Source organism: Pseudarthrobacter quantipunctorum, from assembly GCF_045291495.1.
Taxonomy (GTDB): domain Bacteria; phylum Actinomycetota; class Actinomycetes; order Actinomycetales; family Micrococcaceae; genus Arthrobacter; species Arthrobacter quantipunctorum.
In genome coordinates, this window is sequence record NZ_CP148033.1 from 3,059,116 (window position 1) to 3,077,069 (window position 17,954).

At 67.3% G+C, this 17,954-nt stretch carries 19 protein-coding genes and 2 pseudogenes; 12 read left to right on the forward strand and 9 right to left on the reverse strand.

What is annotated here, in order from left to right:
• Positions 1 to 766 precede the first annotated feature (766 nt).
• The 3 genes and pseudogenes from WHH00_RS13840 to hisC all read right to left on the reverse strand — a co-directional run bounded on the left by WHH00_RS13840 (position 767) and on the right by hisC (position 3,958).
• On the reverse strand, positions 767 to 1,111 hold the full coding sequence (locus WHH00_RS13840) for a hypothetical protein (protein ID WP_406633627.1): 345 nt from the start codon (positions 1,109 to 1,111) through the stop codon (positions 767 to 769).
• Between the two features lie 293 nt (positions 1,112 to 1,404).
• Positions 1,405 to 2,816: pseudogene (locus tag WHH00_RS13845) on the reverse strand (amino acid permease).
• Between the two features lie 44 nt (positions 2,817 to 2,860).
• The gene (gene hisC / locus WHH00_RS13850) at positions 2,861 to 3,958 is read right to left on the reverse strand and encodes a histidinol-phosphate transaminase (protein WP_406633629.1); all 1,098 of its coding nucleotides are present in this window, start codon (positions 3,956 to 3,958) and stop codon (positions 2,861 to 2,863) included.
• Between the two features lie 93 nt (positions 3,959 to 4,051).
• On the opposite strand from hisC, the gene WHH00_RS13855 reads away from it, so the two are divergent.
• From WHH00_RS13855 to WHH00_RS13865, 3 genes are all read left to right on the forward strand, one after another.
• On the forward strand, positions 4,052 to 4,555 hold the full coding sequence (locus tag WHH00_RS13855; RefSeq protein ID WP_066274068.1) for an Lrp/AsnC family transcriptional regulator: 504 nt from the start codon (positions 4,052 to 4,054) through the stop codon (positions 4,553 to 4,555).
• A gap of 119 nt (positions 4,556 to 4,674) precedes the next feature.
• Positions 4,675 to 6,333: a thiamine pyrophosphate-binding protein gene (locus WHH00_RS13860; RefSeq protein ID WP_406633631.1), complete on the forward strand. Its 1,659-nt coding sequence runs from the start codon at positions 4,675 to 4,677 to the stop codon at positions 6,331 to 6,333.
• A 77-nt stretch (positions 6,334 to 6,410) separates the two neighbouring features.
• Positions 6,411 to 7,124 (forward strand): hypothetical protein, encoded by a 714-nt coding sequence (locus WHH00_RS13865; RefSeq protein ID WP_406633633.1) that lies wholly within the window; start codon positions 6,411 to 6,413, stop codon positions 7,122 to 7,124.
• A 50-nt stretch (positions 7,125 to 7,174) separates the two neighbouring features.
• Here the strand turns inward: WHH00_RS13865 and WHH00_RS13870 are convergent, their stop codons facing one another.
• From WHH00_RS13870 to WHH00_RS13895, 6 genes are all read right to left on the reverse strand, one after another.
• Entirely contained in the window at positions 7,175 to 7,834 is a 660-nt protein-coding gene (locus WHH00_RS13870) for a dihydrofolate reductase family protein (RefSeq protein ID WP_406633635.1), read from the reverse strand.
• Between the two features lie 93 nt (positions 7,835 to 7,927).
• Complete coding sequence (locus WHH00_RS13875; protein ID WP_406633637.1) at positions 7,928 to 8,053, reverse strand: hypothetical protein; 126 nt, start codon at positions 8,051 to 8,053, stop codon at positions 7,928 to 7,930.
• Between the two features lie 97 nt (positions 8,054 to 8,150).
• On the reverse strand, positions 8,151 to 8,921 hold the full coding sequence (locus tag WHH00_RS13880; RefSeq protein WP_406633639.1) for a type 1 glutamine amidotransferase domain-containing protein: 771 nt from the start codon (positions 8,919 to 8,921) through the stop codon (positions 8,151 to 8,153).
• Between the two features lie 64 nt (positions 8,922 to 8,985).
• The gene (locus WHH00_RS13885) at positions 8,986 to 9,771 is read right to left on the reverse strand and encodes a hypothetical protein (protein WP_406633641.1); all 786 of its coding nucleotides are present in this window, start codon (positions 9,769 to 9,771) and stop codon (positions 8,986 to 8,988) included.
• 131 nt (positions 9,772 to 9,902) lie between these two features.
• Positions 9,903 to 10,583 (reverse strand): M23 family metallopeptidase, encoded by a 681-nt coding sequence (locus WHH00_RS13890; protein WP_400602585.1) that lies wholly within the window; start codon positions 10,581 to 10,583, stop codon positions 9,903 to 9,905.
• 103 nt (positions 10,584 to 10,686) lie between these two features.
• Positions 10,687 to 11,007: a GYD domain-containing protein gene (locus WHH00_RS13895; RefSeq protein WP_406633643.1), complete on the reverse strand. Its 321-nt coding sequence runs from the start codon at positions 11,005 to 11,007 to the stop codon at positions 10,687 to 10,689.
• A gap of 299 nt (positions 11,008 to 11,306) precedes the next feature.
• Here WHH00_RS13895 and WHH00_RS13900 point away from each other — a divergent pair, with 299 nt between their 5' ends.
• The 9 genes and pseudogenes from WHH00_RS13900 to WHH00_RS13940 all read left to right on the forward strand — a co-directional run bounded on the left by WHH00_RS13900 (position 11,307) and on the right by WHH00_RS13940 (position 17,947).
• A complete protein-coding gene (locus WHH00_RS13900) occupies positions 11,307 to 13,001 on the forward strand; it encodes a SulP family inorganic anion transporter (protein ID WP_406633645.1) in 1,695 nt (564 codons plus the stop codon).
• 141 nt (positions 13,002 to 13,142) lie between these two features.
• Positions 13,143 to 13,364 carry a hypothetical protein gene (locus WHH00_RS13905; RefSeq protein WP_400602591.1) on the forward strand — a complete coding sequence of 74 codons (222 nt, stop codon included), beginning with the start codon at positions 13,143 to 13,145 and terminating at the stop codon, positions 13,362 to 13,364.
• A 2-nt stretch (positions 13,365 to 13,366) separates the two neighbouring features.
• Positions 13,367 to 13,873, forward strand: a complete 507-nt coding sequence (locus WHH00_RS13910) for a methyltransferase family protein (RefSeq protein ID WP_406633647.1) — start codon at positions 13,367 to 13,369, stop codon at positions 13,871 to 13,873.
• A gap of 54 nt (positions 13,874 to 13,927) precedes the next feature.
• On the forward strand, positions 13,928 to 14,824 hold the full coding sequence (locus WHH00_RS13915; RefSeq protein WP_406633649.1) for a ketopantoate reductase family protein: 897 nt from the start codon (positions 13,928 to 13,930) through the stop codon (positions 14,822 to 14,824).
• 100 nt (positions 14,825 to 14,924) lie between these two features.
• Positions 14,925 to 15,674, forward strand: a pseudogene (locus WHH00_RS13920) (alpha/beta fold hydrolase); the annotation flags it as partial.
• Positions 15,675 to 15,701: 27 nt separating this feature from the next.
• Positions 15,702 to 16,130 (forward strand): NAD(+)--rifampin ADP-ribosyltransferase, encoded by a 429-nt coding sequence (arr, locus tag WHH00_RS13925; protein ID WP_406638612.1) that lies wholly within the window; start codon positions 15,702 to 15,704, stop codon positions 16,128 to 16,130.
• 138 nt (positions 16,131 to 16,268) lie between these two features.
• Positions 16,269 to 16,958 (forward strand): DUF998 domain-containing protein, encoded by a 690-nt coding sequence (locus WHH00_RS13930; protein WP_406633651.1) that lies wholly within the window; start codon positions 16,269 to 16,271, stop codon positions 16,956 to 16,958.
• A gap of 42 nt (positions 16,959 to 17,000) precedes the next feature.
• A complete protein-coding gene (locus tag WHH00_RS13935) occupies positions 17,001 to 17,537 on the forward strand; it encodes a DM13 domain-containing protein (protein WP_406633653.1) in 537 nt (178 codons plus the stop codon).
• A gap of 92 nt (positions 17,538 to 17,629) precedes the next feature.
• Positions 17,630 to 17,947, forward strand: a complete 318-nt coding sequence (locus tag WHH00_RS13940; RefSeq protein WP_406633655.1) for a hypothetical protein — start codon at positions 17,630 to 17,632, stop codon at positions 17,945 to 17,947.
• The last annotated feature ends 7 nt before the right edge of the window (positions 17,948 to 17,954 follow it).

Below are 17,954 nucleotides of genomic sequence, written 5' to 3' on the forward strand. Positions count from 1 at the left end.
TTGTTGTGGATGAAGACTCCGAATTGGAGAAAAGCCCCTGGACGCTGCACTCGACGGGAGGCCAACGACCTCTGCTGCCCGGTAAAAGCAACCCGCCGGGTCTTGTGCCCCGCCCACTTCGCGCAGTGGTATGCCCGCAACCGAAACTGGCGTTGCCAGTGGGATGGCTGCAAGCAATCTCAAGCTGATGGCCGCCCCAGCACAGCCCGCAACTGGAAAGGCGCTGCTACTGTCGACTCCACGAGGTGGAGCACCTGCGCCGACCCCGAGGTCGAGGAGATGAACCTCTCCCGTGTAGGCAACAGCATCGTAGCCTTCAACGGCTGTTGGCTTTGGAGTGCACGAGTTCATAGGGAATGTGGTGAGTTCGTGCCCCGAAGGCGCTAACTAAGTTTTCTGGATGGCCCACCGCGTCGTCTGGGACCTCCTGATAGATGACCACCGTCCCCGCCTCGGACTGGACCACCACTTCTGCACAACTCCCCCATCCGTGAACGCTGCACACATGGAGCCCGTAAAAGGGCCGAACACGAAAAGGAAAAGGAAAGAGCGATACGGACGGATCAGCTGGGCCGCGGTCGAAGCGGCAAAGGTAGTCGCCTCCGCCGAGCGCTTCAGGCTTCCGCTACCTGCTCGGCTTCCGGACAATCTCCAATCCGTTCGCGCAAAAAGGCGCTATGACCACAGGGGGGCGGGCGACCTCGGAAGGGGTCACCCCTCTCCCTCTCTTTAGGGCGAATTGCAGGCGGTCATTTGGAAACTGTGACTAGGGTGCTGCGGGCGGCGTCGGCGAAGGCATCCCGCGCGTGACCGATGGCCCGTATCTCTTCCGACGCGTCGGGATACCGCGCAAACAGTTCCATAGCCCCCACCGCGCCAAGTATCTGGTTTCCCAGTCGTCGGCTTGCTGCCGCCTGCTCAGGGGTGCCCATGATAGCCAACTCCCCCGCATGTCTTCGATCTCATCCAGAACCTTGAAGCCATCCTCGATAGCTTCCACGAGAATTTCTCTCGTAATGCTGTCGAAGAGCCCCTCGATGCCATCCTCGTGAGTAAGCAGGACTGTCTTCGCGCCAGGCATCCGGGGTTCCCGCTCTTGGTCGTCGAGCATGAGCGCCACTATAGAGCTTCCGCTCCACCGAAGTTGCTTTGGGGACGAGGGCCGAACACACTCGGTAGTTCGCCTCGTGCCATGCCGGGACCGGTTCGCTAGTCTCGCGCCGGAGAGCGGACACGGAAATCACGACTCACCGAGAACGACAGCGGGGAGCGGCTGGTGCGGCCGCCCTGTCGACTGTCGTCGAGCCTGGCCACCGGCATGGACGACAAAGGGCGCGCCGCCGGACCAGTTCAGACACGCCCTCCGTTCACGCGAACCCACGAAAAGGGTTCACAGCACCTGGTTCAGGCGATGAGAACCGGCTGCTTGTCACCGTCCGAAGAATCGATAGGTGGCTGGGCGTCCCGCTTCCGGTGGTTCAGCCAGTTCGCCACGGCCAGCAGCGCCACGAGTCCGAAAGTGCTCAGGAGCTGGGGGCGGGAGTCCTCGCCGATAAAGCCCACCGTGAATATCGCCGCCAGGATGAGCAGGCCGAAGCCCGTGAGCCACGGGAAGCCGGGCATCCGGAGGGGAAGGACCGTTCCTTCGCGGTCGGCACGGAGGCGCAGGGCGAGCTGGGCGAGGAGCGCGGACGTCCACACCAGCAGGCAGGTGGACCCCACGATGTTCAACAGGACGCCAAGGACCATCTCGGGGAAAGCCAGCTCCAGCACCACCGTGACAACGCCAAAGGCCACGCTGGCCAGCACTGCGACAACGGGAACCCGCGCCTTGGACACCGCAGCAAGCAAACGTGGTGCTTCGCCCCGCTCCGCGAGGGAGAACGCCATCCGGGAGGCACCGTAGAGGTTGGCGTTGAGCGCGGAGAGCAGTGCCGCGACGGCTACCAGGGTGATGGCGGTGGCCGCACCGGGCATGCCGGCGGCGTCCAGCACGGCGGCAAACGGGCTCTTCAGACCCTCCGACCCAACCGGAACCACGGCCGCGATGATAAAGATGGCACCGATGTAGAACACCAGGATGCGCCACAGCACGGTGCGGACTGCCTTCTTCACGCTCCGGGCCGGCTCGGCTGTCTCGGCTGCCGCCACGGACACAATTTCGGTGCCGCCAAACGCGAACGCCACCACGAACAGTGCCGTGGCTATACCGGCGAACCCGCTCGGCGCGAAGCCCTCGCCCATGAAGTTGGACAGGCCCGGCGACGTCACGCCCGGTACCAAGCCGAAGAGCAGCGCAAAGCCAACCAGCAGGAACGCGACGATGGCCGCCACCTTGAGCAGCGCGAACCAGAACTCGAACTCGCCGAAATTCTTCACGCTGGTCAGGTTCACAGCCGTGAGCACCACGATGAACCCGAAGGCCATCAGCCACACCGGCAGGGCGGGGAAGATGGTGGCCAGCAGGCCTGCCGCACCCAGTGCTTCGGCGGCGATGACCACCACCAGCTGGATCCACCACAGCCAGCCGACCGTGGCGCCAGCCACAGGTCCGTAAGCCTTGGCGGTATATACGGAGAAGGCGCCGCTGTCCGGGTTGGCGGCGGCCATCTCGCCGAGGGCCCACATCACCAGGATGATGAGCGTGCCGGCCACGAGGTAGGAGATCAGCACGGCCGGGCCGGCCGCCTGGATGCCGGCGCCGGAGCCGATGAACAGGCCTGCGCCGATGGCGCTGCCGAGGCCATCATCGTGAGCTGGCGGGGTTTGAGGGCCGCGCCGAGGGCGCGGGCAGACGTCTTTGTCTGTTGTTCCATGGGGATTCCTCTGGTTAGTGGGTGGAACTGTTGGGGATAAAACTTCAGGCCGCGTGGGCTTCCAGGAGCCGGAGCACGCGGTCGTTGGAGGCGGCATCGGCAACGGTGATCCGCACGCCGTCGCCCCGGTACGCCCGGACCATGACGCCGGCGGCATCGAACGCGTTCATCAGCCTGGACAGGAGGTCTTCACCGGCCCGGATCCACAGGAAGTTGCCCTGGCTCGGCTGCAGTTTCCAGCCCTGGGCTTCAAGCTGTGCGGCCATCCGTGACCGCTCCTGCCGGACGGCAGCCACCCGCGCTTCCATCTCCTCCCGCGCGTCCAGCGATGCGACGGCCGCCTTCTGGGCCAGCGCGCTCACCGAAAAGGGCAGGGCGGTCCGGCGCAGACCCTCTGCGATGGCCGGCGCCGCCACGGCGTATCCCACGCGCAGGCCGGCGAGCCCGTAGGCCTTCGAGAAGGTGCGCAGGATGCAGACGTTCGGGTATTCGCGGTAGAGCGCCAGGGAATCAGGGCCGCTGCCCGCCTCGGCGTACTCCACATAGGCCTCGTCAATCACCACCAGGATGTCTGAGCGGACAGCGCCCAGGAAGGCCTCGATGCGGTCGTGGCTGATCGGCACGCCGGTGGGATTGTTGGGGGTGCACAGCAGGATGACCCTGGTGCGCTCGGTGACAGCCGCGGCCATGGCATCAAGGTCATGGCCCTCAACGTGGTCCAGCGGGATGCGGATCGGCCGGGCACCTGCCAGCTCCACCAGGATGGGGTACGCCTCGAAGGAGCGCCACGCGAAAATCACTTCATCCCCGGCGTCGCACAGTCCGGTGATGATCTGCTGGAGGACGCCGACACTGCCGGGCCCCACCGCCACCTCACCAGCGGTGACGCCCAGGTGCCGGGCAATCCGTTCGCGGAGTTCGACGGCGGCCATGTCCGGGTAGCGGTTCATCCTGCCCGCCGCTTCGGCCACCGCGGTGATGGCCGCGGGCAGCGGTTCGTAGTGGCTTTCGTTGCTGGCGAGGGCTGCGATGTCCGCGCCGGCGCTGCGCCGGCCCGGGACGTAGGACGGAAGGCCGGCGACGGCGCCACGAAGGGTGGGCAGCGCAGTGTCCGGTGCAGTCAAGAGTTGATCGGGGGTCATGAGGATTGATCATGGAAGTGACCCGGCCCACATTGCAAGATACGCTCTAGCCATTGGGACTTCTGCTCAACTTCTAGTACTTGTGGTGAAAATATGACCATCGCGAACTCTCGCACCCTCGATTCCCTCGACGGCCGCATCATCCTTGCCCTGGACAAGGACCCCGAAGCCAGCGCCCTGGCACTCTCCCGGACCCTCGGCGTCGCACGCAACACGGTCCACGCCCGGCTGGCACGGCTGGAGCGCAGCGGCGCCCTCCGCTCCTTCAGCCGGCGGCTGGACCCCGCCGCACTCGGCTACGAACTGATGGCCTTCCTCTCGCTGGAAATCAGCCAGACGCGGTTCGGCTCGGTGGAAAGCGGGCTCGCCGCCATCCCGGAGGTCATCGAGGTGCATGCCACCACCGGGGACGCGGACCTCATGGCCAAGGTAGTGGCCCGCGGCACCGCCGACCTCTACCGCATCACCAACCAGATCCTGGAGATCGACGGGATCCAGCGGACCAGCACCGCCATCTCCGTCATGGAACTCATGCCGCCCCGCTACGACGGCCTCATCAGCCGGCTCTCCGAGCAGGAATCCCGCACCTCGGACTAAGTGCGAGTGACGGGCACCACAAGTGGGCAAATTGTCACTGCAAGAGCCCTCTGCTGCCAAAAGTCCCAACTGCATCCACGGGTATTGCAAATGCGAGATGCAGGCCACACCCTTCCTGCATGACTACTCTTACCGTCTCAGGCCGTGTAGCGCAGGTTCTCAGCAGCTATGTCAGCGACGTCTTCGGCGTCATGGGCAACGGCAACGTCTACTTCCTGGACGCCGCGGAGAAGCAGGGCCTCCGCTTCACCCCGGTCCGGCATGAAGGCGCCGCGGTCGCCGCCGCCGACGCCTACTACCGGTCCTCCGGACGCCTCGCCGCGGGCACCACCACCTATGGCCCCGGCTACACCAATGCCCTCACCGCCCTGGCCGAGGCAGTCCAGGCGCAGATCCCCGTGGTGCTGGTCACCGGGGACGCCCCCACCAGCGGCGCCCGGCCGCAGGACGTGGACCAGACGGCCATCGCCGCGGGCCTCGGCTCGGCCACCTTCACCGTCACCCGCGACGCCGCCGGAGCCGTCACCCGGCAGGCGGTGGAGTACGCACTCACCCGGCGCACCGCCGTCGTGCTGGCCATCCCCTACGACCTCGCCTCTCTCGAAGCCGGGGACGAGGAACTTCCGGCGCCGCACGCACCGAAGGTGACGGACGACGTCGACGGCGGCCTTGGGCAGGCAGCCCGCCTCCTCGCCGGTGCCAGGCGGCCGCTGATCCTGGCCGGGCGCGGTGCGCACCTCGCCGGCGCCGGGCCGGAACTCCGCGGGCTCGCCGACCGGCTCGGCGCACTGACCGCCGGAACCGCCCTGGCGCTCAACCTTCTCAATGGCGAGGGGTACCTGGGCGTCGCGGGTGGTTTCGGCACGGACACCGCGGCCGGGCTCATGGGCGAGGCCGACGTTGTCCTGGTGGCCGGGGCAAGCCTGAGCCCCTTCACCATGCGCTTCGGGCACCTGCTCGGCCCGGACAGCACGGTCATCCAGATCGACGCCGGCCTGCAGCCGACACACCCCCGGGTGGACCTGTTCGTCAGCGCGGATGCGAAGACGGCTGCTTCGCGTCTGCTCCAGCTGCTGAATGGCGAGGCTGCGGCGGAAGGCTGGCGCGCGGAAGCGTCCCGGCGTCTGACTGAAGGCCCCGGCCACCACCCGGGATCTGAGGTGACCCCGGACGGCCGGCTGGACCCGCGCGCCCTTGCCACCGCGCTCGACGCCGTCCTGCCGGAACGCCGCACAGTGGTCCAGGACGGCGGGCACTTTATCGGCTGGGCGCCCATGTACTGGAACATCCCGCGGCCGCAGGACCTGGTGATGGTGGGGACCGCCTTCCAGTCCATCGGGCTGGGACTCGCGAGCGCCGTCGGGGCAGCCCGTGCCGTGGAGGACGGCCGTACCCTGGTGCTGGCCTCCGGCGACGGCGGTTTCCTCATGGGCCTCGCCGACCTCGAATCGCTCATCGGTGCGGCTCGCAGTGCGATTGTGGTGATCTACAACGATGCCGCCTACGGGGCCGAAATCCATCAGTACGGTTCCCAGGGCCTGACCGAAAAGCCCATGCTGATCCCCGAGGTTGACTTCAGCGGTGTCGCCCGGGCACTAGGAGCTGAGTCGGCAGTCATCCGATCGTTGGCGGACCTGTCCGCGCTTACGGACTGGATCGAAGCTGGCGCCAAGGGAACCTTCGTGGCCGACTGCCGCATCACGTCCAGCGTCCGGGCGCCGTGGCTGACCGAGTGGATGGCGGCCTCGCAGGCAGCGAAGGCGGCTGTGGCAGGGTAAACCCTGGTGCCGCCGTCGGCGCGGGCAAGGGACTTCGTCCCCCTGTCTCGCGGCCGGGAGCGGGAATAGAATAAGCCATGCCCGCGACCGGCCGGACCGTTTCCGCCGCGGTGCTGCTCATCGTTGGGGCAGGACTGGCGCTGCTGGCCGTGCTGGTCCATTACGGTTTCATGGCAATGTACGGGGATGTCACCGGATCCGCGTTCGAGGGGCTCACGTGGGGGTTGGCAGCCGGGCCCTCCGGACTGGCGCTCGGCGTGGTCCTGGTGGTTGCCCTGATCGGCCTCATGCTCTCGACAAAACTGTGGATGCGGCTAACGGCCGCGGCCATCCCGGCCTTCATGCTGCTCGGGATGTTCGTTGTCACCCCCTTGGCGCTGGGGCAGAAGATGGCGAACCAGTTTGTTTCCGCTCCGCAATGCGTGACCCAGGGCACGGACGAGCCCATGGCCACCGCGGACCGTGAGGCCCAGCAGGTGTTCGATTCCATCGAGCACATCGGCCAATTCAAGGGTGGCGGCATGAACGGTGTGGCCGGCTGTACCCGCTGGTTTGTGCTCCCAGGAGGCGTCGACGTGCTGCAGCACTATCGTGCAGCGCTGCCGGCGGCGGGCTGGGAAGTGGTGGCGGATGATGGGCGCCACATGCGGGCGCACCTTGATGGCTGGGCGTTCGATGTAACGCCCTGCCCCGGAGGCGGCGTCATCTGGGCGGGAAGCGAGGACGAGCGCTCTTACGGACAGGGAAGGCCTGAGTTCGCGGGCACTGAAGTTTGTCCGCACGACCTCTGAACCCAACAGTTCGGGACGGCCTCTGGAAGTGGAGTTGCGGGAGCCCCCGCCTACACCGCCGCGCGACGGGTGAAAACCAAGTGGACAACCCCCTGCGGAGAGGGCGTCGCTTCAATGTCAAAGCGTTCTTCGAGGCCCTCGAGTCCGTCCCAGAGCCGTTCACCCCGGCCCAGGACGATCGGCACGAGGACACAATGCATGTGGTCTATCAGGTCGGCCTCGAGGAACTGCCGCACTGTGCTGGCGCCGCCGCCGATCCTGACGTCCATGCCGGGTGCCAAGGCCCGGGCCTGTTCAAGGGCGGAGGCAGGATCCGCGTCAACAAAATGGAAGGTTGTTCCGCCGTCCATCTCGAGGACCGGCCGGGGATGGTGCGTCAGGACAACCACAGGCGTGTGGAACACGGGGTTATCGCCCCACCACCCCTTCCAATCCTCGTTCTCCCAGGGACCGCGCTGAGGACCGAACTTGTTGCGCCCCATGATTTCGACGCCGACCCCGGGTCCCCACTGGCTGGCGAAAGCCTCGTCGACACCGAAGGATCCTTCCGTTTCCCCATGGATGCCCATCGCGCGGAAGGTCCGCGTCTCGAAGGCCCACTCCATCAGCCGCATGCCTGCGTGGCCGAAGGGAGCGTCCAGTTGCTGGCCTTCGCCGGTGCCGAAGCCGTCGAGGGAGAACGAGAAGTTATGCACGCGGACAAGGGACATGGCGTCTCTCCTGAAAGTGTCGTTGGCAGTCACTGTATGGTGATCGGCCCCAACCGCTCAAGGCCTAATGCGGTACTCCTTGGTGGCTACCGGTTAGTCGTTGGGTTTTTCGGCCACTGCCTCACGATCATTCGTGTCTGGCTTGTCGTGAACCTTTTTCGGGATCTTGCCCTCAACGTCAGCGGGGACGGGAGGGTCCTTCTCATCATCAGTAGACATAGGCCAAGCCTAAAGCTGCACGCGGCTCCTGCCGCCCGGACGCAAACTGACGGCCACCCAGTCATCCGGGTGGCCGCCAGTTTCAGTGCCTGCGGGGTTACTGCTCCGCTTCCGCGGCGGCAGCAGCCTTGATGGCGTCCTTCTCGGCGCGCAGAGCCTTGGCGTCGTGCTTTTCCTCGGCCTTTTCCTGGTGGATGACCGCTGCGAAGAGCTTCTCCATCTCCTTGGCCACGCCGGCAGCCGACGCCGGGTTCTGGCCGGTCACCAGCCGGTCGTCAACAATAACCTTTTCCTCGAAGACATCAGCGGAGACGTGCGTGGCGCCCTGCTCCTCGAGCCGGTCTGCCAGGAAGAACGGAATGACCTTGTCCTTGCCCGCGGCGACTTCCTCGTCATTGGTGAAGGCGGCCACCTTGCGGCCCTCGACGAGGCGAAGCCCGTTTTCCAGCTCCACGTTCAGCAGACCGGCCGGTCCGTGGCAGACCGCGCCCACCAGGCCGCCGTTGTTGTAGACGCTGGCCACGAGGTTCTGCAGGCCTTCGCTGTCCGGGAAGTCCCACATGGTGCCGTGGCCGCCCACGAGATAGACGGCGTCGTACTGTTCCGGATCAACGACGTCGACGCGGGCAGTGTTGTAGAGGCCGGCGCGCGTGGTCTCATCCTCCGTGAAGGCGACCTGGATGGGATCCTTCGTGTCCACCTCGTCGCGCGGGGGCTGGCCGCCCTGGATGGACGCGAAGTCGACAAAATGCCCGGAATCCTTGAACACCTTCCAGGGATGTGCAGCCTCGGCCACGTTGTAGCCGGTCTTCTCTCCCGTATCGCCGATCTCGGAAACGCTGGTCAGTACCATGAGGATTTTCTTCATGAAATGCTCCTTTCGTCCGCCTCCCACCCTACGCCCGGCCCGATCGGGGGCGTCCGGACGGGATTCAGGGCTGGCCTGTGGGGACGAGCCGGTAGGCGAACCGGCTGTCCAGGCCACCAGGTCCCATCGTGAGGTCGGCCCCTTCAGTGGGCAGCGCCACGGGCGCCTTGAACACACTCCCGCTGCAAGGGACCTGCACGGGGGCGAGGACTTCCGCTCCCTTCCAAGTGGAGACAGACAGCTCAGCTACCGGCAGTCCGGCGCAGACCAGGTGCAGTTCATACTGGCCTGGTGGGGCCGACAGACCGGCGGTGGTGGTTGTGTTCCCGCTGCTGGTGCCCCGCAGCTCGCCGGGTACAGGCGGTTGCAGCTGCTGTGCTGCCCAGTCTGAAAGGTCTTCGAGCTCCGAAAGCCTGCGGTCAGGGTTGGCCTGCACCTTGACGCCCGTTGCTGCCGGCCTGCCCGTGGGCGGTACCGCGCTGATGGTGAGGGGACCGCCGTCGTGCCTTACAAAGCGGGCCAGCGTGGAGGTGCACTCAAAGCTCGCCGCCTCCGGGACGCCGTCAGCCTTCACAACGGTGAGCTTGGCCCCGTAAACCCCTGCGCAGGCGCCGGTGACCAGATAGTCTCCGGGTGCCAGGTCCAGCGACAGCTTGCCAGCGGGTTCCGTCTCGGACGGCATGCCGGGGTCCGTAGGGGGCGCCGCAAGCAAACGGGCCACTTCATCGATGTTCTCCTCGAAGGACGCGGCCGACGGCGTTTCGGCCGGCGGGGACGAAGGTGCCGGCGGCTGGTCCGGGCCGCTGTACTCACACCCCGCCATTGATATGGCCATAACGACCCCAACCATGAACACTCCTATGCGCCGAGCCGGCGTCCCCCCATAAGACATGACCCCGAGTCTACGGTCTCCGGCGATGTGGTCCGCCAGCAGATGGCCCTCACGGTCAGCGGCGACGGCGGCAACAACGAAAAGCAGAATCAGCCCGCCGGTTCGATGATGGACCCTTCCGCGGGGAGCCCGTACTCCACCAGCCGGGTGGCACGGCCGCGATGCTCAAGGAACCGCGCAAAACCTATCGGAACACCGGCAGCTGACATCGGATCGGCTTGATCCATGGCCTGCACGTGAAGGTGGGGCTCGGTGGAGTTGCCCGAGTTGCCGCATGCGGCGAGGGTCTGGCCCGGCCGCACGGCGTCTCCCTGGCCAACCCGAATGGAACCGCGCTGCAGATGCGCGAGGACGACAAAGCCTCGCCGGTCCTCAAGCTGCAGCACCACATAGTTTCCGGCGAGCCCGGCGGCGCCCCGGCGGAGCCTGCCTGCCTGACCGAGCATGTAGGGGACGAGGGCAAGCTGTGAGCGCCTGGCCTCGTGGTCAGGCTCGCCGTCATGGACGTGCACCACTGTCCCTCCGGCCGGCGCCAGGACGGGAGCGCCGAAGCCCACGAACCTCTCGGGCGGCTCGGCGGCCAGCATGGTGCGCCAGTCTCTCCGTGCTGCGCTGCGTCCCGAAGAGTCGACCGGCACCAGGTCGATGGCGTAGGTGGAGGCCATGAGATCCGTGCCGTGGCTCGGCACCCGCCGGGCCGGGCTGTTCTGTACCAGGGAGCGCCCAGCCAGGGGCAGGCTCAATATCACCGTCCCGTTCACCCACGACACGCCAGCGACCCTACCACTTGCCTTGGTGGGCGGCAGGGCCGGCCGGGATTGCCGCCGTCGTGAATTACGACGGCGGCACGCTGGCAAGGTGCCGGACTGTCACCTACTTCCCCGGCGCGCGGTAGGACGGCGTCTTCTTGGCGGCCTCGTCGAGGTCCTTGACCGTCAGGAGGGGCTTCAGGCGGACGTTGACGTTCCCCGTCGAGTTGATCAGCAACGACAGTGCTGCGGCGCTTGCATCGTCCGGCGCCTCGAAAACGCCCAGGACGTCGTAGTAGCCAAAGGCGTAGTAGAAACTCTCCAGCGTTCCGCCCACGGACTGCAATGCCTCCACCAGCGCGTCACGCCGCTTGGTGCCGCCCTCCTGCATAAGCCCCTTGATGCCCTGGCCCACGTATGTGGCCTCAAACAGATACTTCGGCACGGTTCTTTCCTTCCCTGGATCCCTAACCCGGTTTCTGTGGCCATCCGGAAGGTACCCGCGGAGCCCGGGCACGTTTGGCGCAGGATGGCATCCGCGCAGAATCCTCCTCACCTGGCTCCATCGCCATGCAGGAGCGGCCCAGATCCGGCCCCTAAACCCGTGGAAACGGGGCAACCGGCCCCGTTAACCGCAGACGCTATTCCTCCGGCCACAGGCAGTCAATACGCCTACACCCAAAGCCTCCGCCTTCACGGCGCTGCACAATGGCGGGCAACGGCAGGATGGGCCATGATCGGAGCATGCGCCGCTCCGGAAAGCCCCGATCCTTGTGGATCCCGCCGTCGCTTCGCGGCTACAGGACCGAGTGGCTGCGGCACGACCTGGTGGCAGGGGCCGCGCTCTTCGCAGTCCTTGTGCCCGCGGGCATGGCCTATGCCCAGGCCGCCGGCCTCCCGCCGGTCACCGGCCTCTACGCGACAGTGGTGCCCTTGCTTGCCTACGCGGCTGTAGGGCCCTCGCGTGTGCTGGTGCTGGGCCCGGATTCGGCACTCGCCCCCATGATCGTGGCTGCCCTGCTGCCCCTGGCCGCGGCCGACGAGCAGAGGTCCGTGGCCCTGGCGGGCCTCCTGGCCATCCTGATCGGCGCGATCATGCTGGTGGGTTCGGCGTTGCGGCTGGGCATCGTGACGGGACTGCTGTCCAAGCCCATCCGGCTGGGCTACCTCAACGGCATTGCCCTGCTGGTGATGGCCTCCCAGGTTCCCGTCCTCCTGGGGATCTCCGTGGACGGTGAAACGCCCTGGGACAAGCTCTTCGCCGCGGTGCCCAAGATGCTCGCCGGTGAAACCAATATGGCGGCGCTGCTGCTGGGGCTTGCATCACTGGCGCTCATTTTCGTGCCGCGGTGGCTGAAGTGGAAGGTCCCCGGCGTGCTGATCGCCGTCGTCGTGTCCTGCACCGCAGTGGCACTGCTGGGGCTCCGCGACCGGGTGGACGTTACCGGCGCCCTCCCGCAGGGGCTCCCTGCGCCGGCCCTCGGCGGGATCGGCTGGGCCGACGTCCTGGCGCTGCTGCCCGCCGCCGCGGGCATCGCCCTGATTGTCTTTGTGGACACCGGAACCCTGTCCCAGTCCCTTGCCGCCGCCCGCAACGGCAAGGTCTCCGGCAACCATGAGATGGCGGCCCTTGGCACGGCGAACGCAGCCAGCGGCCTGCTGGGCGGCTTCCCCATTTCAGCCAGCACCTCCCGCACGCCGGTGGCGGTGGAGTCGGGCTCGAAATCCCAGCTGACGGGCGTGGTTGGCGCAGTCCTGGTGCTCGGCTTCATGCTTGCGGCGCCCAGGGTCACCGAGTTCCTGCCGTCCACCACCCTTGCCGCCATCGTGATCGCCGCAGCCGTGGGAATAGCAGACCCTGCAGGGGTGCGCCGGCTTTTGGGCATGAGCCGCAGCGAATCGCTGGTGATGCTCGCGGCGTTCCTCGGGGTCACTGTCCTGGGCGTCCTCCCCGGGATCGTCGTGGCCGTCGGCCTTGCCATCCTGGACTTCCTGCGGCGGGCCTGGGACCCCTACCGTGCCGAACTGGTGGACGTGCCCGGCGTCCCCGGCTACCACGACGTGAGCCGCCACCCGGACGGCGAGCGCGTCCCGGGCCTGCTGATCCTGCGCTTCGACGCGCCGCTGTTCTTCGGCAACGGCGCGCTGCTGGGGTCCTTTGTGCGCAACGCACTGGACGAGGCCCCGCCCGGCACCGAACGCGTGGTGCTGGCGGCCGAGCCCGTAACAGGAATCGACACCACCGCGCTGGATGAGCTGATCCAGCTGGACGAATGGCTGGAACGGCACGGCGTGGACCTGGTGTTCGCGGAGATGAAAGGGCCGGTCAAGGACAGGCTGCTGCGGTACGGCATGGCCGCGCGCTTCTCCCCCGCACACTTCTACCCCACCACGAGCGAGGCCGTGCGCGCGTACCAGCGGGAGGGGCGGGAGGCGTAGCCGCCGCACCCGGGCCAAATGGCGTCGGATGCCACGGCGTTCCTGCGTCCGCTCGGCTGAACGTCCACTGCTCCCGGGCTGGCACGCAGCGCACCCTGCCGTCCATGGAAGCACCCGGTTGCGCATGAGACCCTGATTCCCATGAGCACTCCAGACACGCCTTCGCAGGTTGGCGACCTTCCGGCCATCGGACGCCCGGCCACCAACGCGCTGGTCCAGGCAGGTATCACCACCCTGGCCCAGGTGGCCGAACACCCGTCCAGTGAACTGCTGGCCCTGCACGGCGTGGGCCCCAAGGCGATCCGCCTCCTCGACACCGCCCTGGCGGAGCGGGGGCTGGGCTTCGCCGCGGAACCCTCCTGACCGTGACGGGCCGCTCCATCGGTTCCCTGGCCCGCCGGGTAAAGGAGGCCTACGGGAACCTGCCGCTGCCGTTCCCCGTCGTGGCCGCGATGGCCGGAGACGTTCTCCTCCAGCGGCTCCGCCCCGTGCCACTTCCCGGCCCCCGTTCCGCCCACCGGACCGCAGGGGCCGCGCTGGTGATTGCCGGCGTCGGACTTAACCTTTGGGCCCTCGCGGAGCGGCGGCGCCTCTCGGAAGGTCCCTTCGTGCTGGAACGGCCGGAGGAACTGGTCACCACCGGCCCGTACGCGTTCACCCGCCATCCGATGTACGTGGGCTGGTGGCTCATCGAGTTGGGTGCGGGGACTCTGGCCGGTTCATGCTGGGCCCTGGTGACGATGCCCGCCGAACTTCTGGTGGAACACCGCTCCATCCTGGGCGAGGAGGCCGCCCTGGCCCGTCTCTTCGGACCCGCGTACCGTGAATACGCTGCAAGGGTGCCGCGGTACGTCGGTGCCCCGCGGGCGTAAGGCCCGCACAGCACTGACACTGGACACAGGAAACCTTCGGAAAGGCCAAACACCATGCGGATTCTCGTCGTCGGAGCCGGTGCCACAGGCGGGGCGTTCGGTACGCTCCTGCAGGAAGCGGGGCGGGATGTCACGTATCTGGTGCGCCCTCGCAAGCAGGAAGCCCTTCGCCGGGATGGGCTGCGCTTCATCTCCACCGCCGCTGACCGGACGCTTCCGGTCCAGACCATCACGGCCACTGACGAACCGGCAACGTACGATCTGATCCTCATCACGGTCAAAGCCACCGCTCTGGAGGCCGCGGTGGCCGATATCCGGCCGTTCGTGATGCCCGGAACCGCCATCATCCCCATCCTGAACGGCATGGCCCATGTGGACCGCCTCGAGCAGCTGTTCCCGGGCCAGGTGCTCGGCGGCCTGGCCCGGATCGTCGCCACGCTGGACGGCGATGTGGTCCGGCAGCAGGTAGCCCTGACATCCCTCACGATCGGCGGCCTGACCGGCCGCAGTGTCCCCGCCGAGGTTTCCCGGGCGCTTGCCGTCCCCGGCGTGCAATTCTCCGTGGTGGATGACATCGAACGCGCGCTCTGGGAGAAGTGGGCCTTCATCGCCGCAGCGGGAATCGTCAACTGCCTGTTCCGGGCACCCGTGGGCCGCATCATCGATGCCGGCGGCGAGGCCAGGATCATAGACGCCATCAGCGAGACGGAAGCGGTGGCTGCCGCGGCAGGACATCCCGTTTCCGACGCCGGCCACGCACAGGCAGTCTCCATCCTTACCGAAAAGGGATCGGCCTTCACCTCCTCCCTGTACCGGGACCTCACCGCAGGACTGCCCTCGGAAGCCGAGCACATCCTCGGAGATCTCGGCCGAAGGGCCCGCGACCTCGACGTCCCCACGCCCCTGCTGGACCTCACCCTCATCCAGATCAGGGCCGGCCTTCCGGCCTGAGCCCCCCGGACCAGGTGGGGCCGCCGGTTCTGAAGCCGGCGCACCCAAACGGCGTGCCGCCGTCGTACTCCCCTTCAAGAACCCGGCGTACCCTGAAGCCATGGAATCCGAGGTCCGGAACCTACCCCTGCGCACCGGCATCACGGTGCCGTGCCTGATCCAGGGCGACGCAGACGCGAAACCGTTCCTCCTGCTGCACGCGTGGGGCGAATCGAGCCGCTGCTTCGACCGCCTGTTACCCGGAGTGGCCGGCTTCCGGGTCTACGCACCGGACCTCCGCGGCCAAGGCGAGGCGGACAAACCGGAGGACGGCTACTCCCTGGCGGAACAGGCGGAGGACGCGGCGGCCATCCTGGACGCAATGGGAGTGACGACGGCGTTCGTCCTCGGTTCCTCCAGCGGCGGTTACGTGGCCCAGCAGCTCGCTGCATCGCATCCCCGTCGGGTGGCGGCGCTGGTCCTGGTGGGGTCACCGCTGAGCCTTAAGGGACGTCCTGCCTTCGCCGAGGAGGTGGACCGGCTGGCCGATCCCCTCGATGAAGACTGGGTCCGGGCGTCGCTCTCCTGGTTCACCCTGCACCAGCCTGTTCCGGACTGGTACCTGGAGGACCGGGTGCGCGACGGCGTCCGGATGCCTGCCCACGCCTGGCAGAAGATTCTCGCCGGCCTGACTGCAGCCGCCCCGCCCACCGAAGCCGGCACCATCCGGACGCCCACGCTGATCATCTACGGCGGCCAGGATGACCTGCTGCCGCTGCAGGACCAGGAGGTCCTGGCCTCGCGGATCCCGGGTGCCCTACTGAGGGTCTACCCTGACGCCGGGCACCTGATCTTGTGGGAGTGCCCGGACCGGGTGGCCGCGGATACCAAGTCGTTCCTGCGCGCACTGGAAAAGACCCCGGCCGGCCCCAACGACTCCGGGCCCTTCTATCACGGCACCAAGGCCGACGTGAGGCCCGGGGACCTGCTGGTTCCCGGGTACCGCTCCAACTACGGGGGACGGAACGCCGCGAACCACATCTATTTCACCGCCACCCTGGACGCCGCCACCTGGGGCGCCGAACTCAGCGCGGGCGAGGGGCCCGGCAGGATCTACCGGGTGGAGCCCACCGGGCCGTTCCAGGACGACCCCAACCTGACCGACAAGAAGTTCCCCGGCAACCCCACCCGGTCCTACCGCACCCGCGAACCCCTCCGCGTGCTCGGTGAGGTTCCGGAGTGGCAGCCGCACTCCCCCGAGGCGCTGCAGCACATGCTCGGCCACCTGGAGGAACTGAAGGGGCAGGGCATCGAGGCCATCGACTGACCGGGCGGGCAAGGCCGTTCGGCCCTACCCGCATCCCGCAAGCCGGCACACGCTGAAACAAGCAGGCATCAGGGCCCAGCGCCCGCAGATCCTGCCCCAAACCCCTACCAGCCCGCGGGCTCTGAGGAACGTTCCAGAATGCCAATCGCCAAAGGGCGCCACCCCCAACGCACCCCGGCCGCACGAACCGGGAGCCCGCGGCGGAACGCCGTCCGGAAGGTCTTCCTGGCTGCCGGGCCGCTGTCTTCCCTGCTCTACGTGGTTGCCACGGACGGGCTGGCGGCATCCCGGTGGGACGGGTACCGCTCCACCGAGCAGATGGTGAGCGAACTGTTCGCCGTCGGCTCCCCCGGCCGGGATGTCCTGGTCCCCTTCACGTGGCTCTACACAGCCCTGGTCACCGCTTTCGGTGTGGGCGTGTGGAACTCCGTGCACGGGAACCGCGCGCTGCGCATCGCCGGCGGCCTGCTCATCGCGTACGGGCTGTGGAACATCATGGGCGCCCTGTACCCGCTGACGCTGGGAGACGATGCGTCCATTCCCATGCATATCTTCGCCACGAACATCCAGCTCGCACTGATGGTGGCCGCGATGTGCTTCGTGGCGGCGGGGTTCCACGGCCGGATGCGGTGGTATTCGATCCTCTCGCTCGCCGCCTCCGCGCTCATGGGCATGGTGGCGTTCATGGCAGCTCCCGGGCCGAACCTGGTGCTGGGCATCGGTGAGCGCATCAGCATCGGGGCGTTCCTGCTGTGGGTGGCGGTTCTCGCGGTGGCCCTGTGGAGGATCGGGCCCGCCGAGGAACGGCCGGATCGGTCCGCTCGTTGAGGTGATATGGGAAAACGCGCTGCCATCTCGGCAGGATTGTTAGTGGCTGCAATTGCACTGGCTGTGGGGCTCTACCTGTTCCAGCCCTGGCGGATCTTCACCAGCTCCACCGTGACCGAGGACATCCCGGCCGCTGCCCCGCTCGCAATCCCGTCGCAGGAATCAACGGCGGAGCCAAGCGCGCCCCCTGCGTCAGCCACACCCAGCGAGCCAGCCGCGCCCGCGTCTCCCCGGGAACTCGCAGCGGGACAGCTCATCAGCCACGAACATGCCAGCTCGGGAACGGTCCGGATCCTTGAGCTCGCGGACGGCAGCCGGATCCTCCGGCTCGAAGGCCTTGACACCTCTGACGGGCCGGACCTGAAGGTGTGGCTGAGCGACGCCCCGGTCCTTGAGGGAGTGGCAGGCTGGCACGTCTTCGACGACGGCGCCTACCTGGACCTGGGTGCACTCAAAGCCAACAAGGGCGATCAAAACTACGAGATTCCGGCCGCCACGGTACTGGGCGACTACACGTCGGTCAGCATCTGGTGCGCCCGCTTCGCCGTGTCCTTCGCCGCCGCCGAGCTGACCACGTAGTTCCCCAAAGTAGGGCACTTCTCCCCTGTGCACGGGCCGCTCCCCGGACTAGCCTGATCCGCATCAGCGTCCACCGCCGTCGAGGAGCCGTTATGCCCGGGTTTGTGCAGATCATCGAATTCAGGACCTCCCGCATCACGGAAATCGAGGAGCTGGGCCGCCCCTCACGGGCCGGGGGAAGCACTCCGGCCACGTTCCGCAGCATCATTGCCACAGCGGACAGGGACCATCCGGGGACCTATTTCACCATCGTCGAATTCGATTCCTTTGACTCGGCCATGGAGAATTCCGGCAGGCCGGAAACGTCCGAGTTCGCGGCCACCATGGCGAAGCTGTGCGACGGGCCCGTGATTTTCCACAACCTTGACGTGATGTGGGAGGACACCGGAGACGGTGCGGGCAACGGCTAGGAGCAGG

Excerpts from the sequence above, each read along its gene's own strand:
- WHH00_RS13840 (WP_406633627.1), bottom strand. The coding sequence starts at position 1,111 with ATGCTCGACGACCAAGAGCGGGAACCCCGGATGCCTGGCGCGAAGACA.
- hisC (WP_406633629.1), bottom strand. The coding sequence starts at position 3,958 with ATGACCCCCGATCAACTCTTGACTGCACCGGACACTGCGCTGCCCACC.
- WHH00_RS13855 (WP_066274068.1), top strand. The coding sequence starts at position 4,052 with ATGACCATCGCGAACTCTCGCACCCTCGATTCCCTCGACGGCCGCATC.
- WHH00_RS13860 (WP_406633631.1), top strand. The coding sequence starts at position 4,675 with ATGACTACTCTTACCGTCTCAGGCCGTGTAGCGCAGGTTCTCAGCAGC.
- WHH00_RS13865 (WP_406633633.1), top strand. The coding sequence starts at position 6,411 with ATGCCCGCGACCGGCCGGACCGTTTCCGCCGCGGTGCTGCTCATCGTT.
- WHH00_RS13870 (WP_406633635.1), bottom strand. The coding sequence starts at position 7,834 with ATGTCCCTTGTCCGCGTGCATAACTTCTCGTTCTCCCTCGACGGCTTC.
- WHH00_RS13875 (WP_406633637.1), bottom strand. The coding sequence starts at position 8,053 with ATGTCTACTGATGATGAGAAGGACCCTCCCGTCCCCGCTGACGTTGAG.
- WHH00_RS13880 (WP_406633639.1), bottom strand. The coding sequence starts at position 8,921 with ATGAAGAAAATCCTCATGGTACTGACCAGCGTTTCCGAGATCGGCGAT.
- WHH00_RS13885 (WP_406633641.1), bottom strand. The coding sequence starts at position 9,771 with ATGGTTGGGGTCGTTATGGCCATATCAATGGCGGGGTGTGAGTACAGC.
- WHH00_RS13900 (WP_406633645.1), top strand. The coding sequence starts at position 11,307 with ATGCGCCGCTCCGGAAAGCCCCGATCCTTGTGGATCCCGCCGTCGCTT.
- WHH00_RS13905 (WP_400602591.1), top strand. The coding sequence starts at position 13,143 with ATGAGCACTCCAGACACGCCTTCGCAGGTTGGCGACCTTCCGGCCATC.
- WHH00_RS13915 (WP_406633649.1), top strand. The coding sequence starts at position 13,928 with ATGCGGATTCTCGTCGTCGGAGCCGGTGCCACAGGCGGGGCGTTCGGT.
- WHH00_RS13930 (WP_406633651.1), top strand. The coding sequence starts at position 16,269 with ATGCCAATCGCCAAAGGGCGCCACCCCCAACGCACCCCGGCCGCACGA.
- WHH00_RS13940 (WP_406633655.1), top strand. The coding sequence starts at position 17,630 with ATGCCCGGGTTTGTGCAGATCATCGAATTCAGGACCTCCCGCATCACG.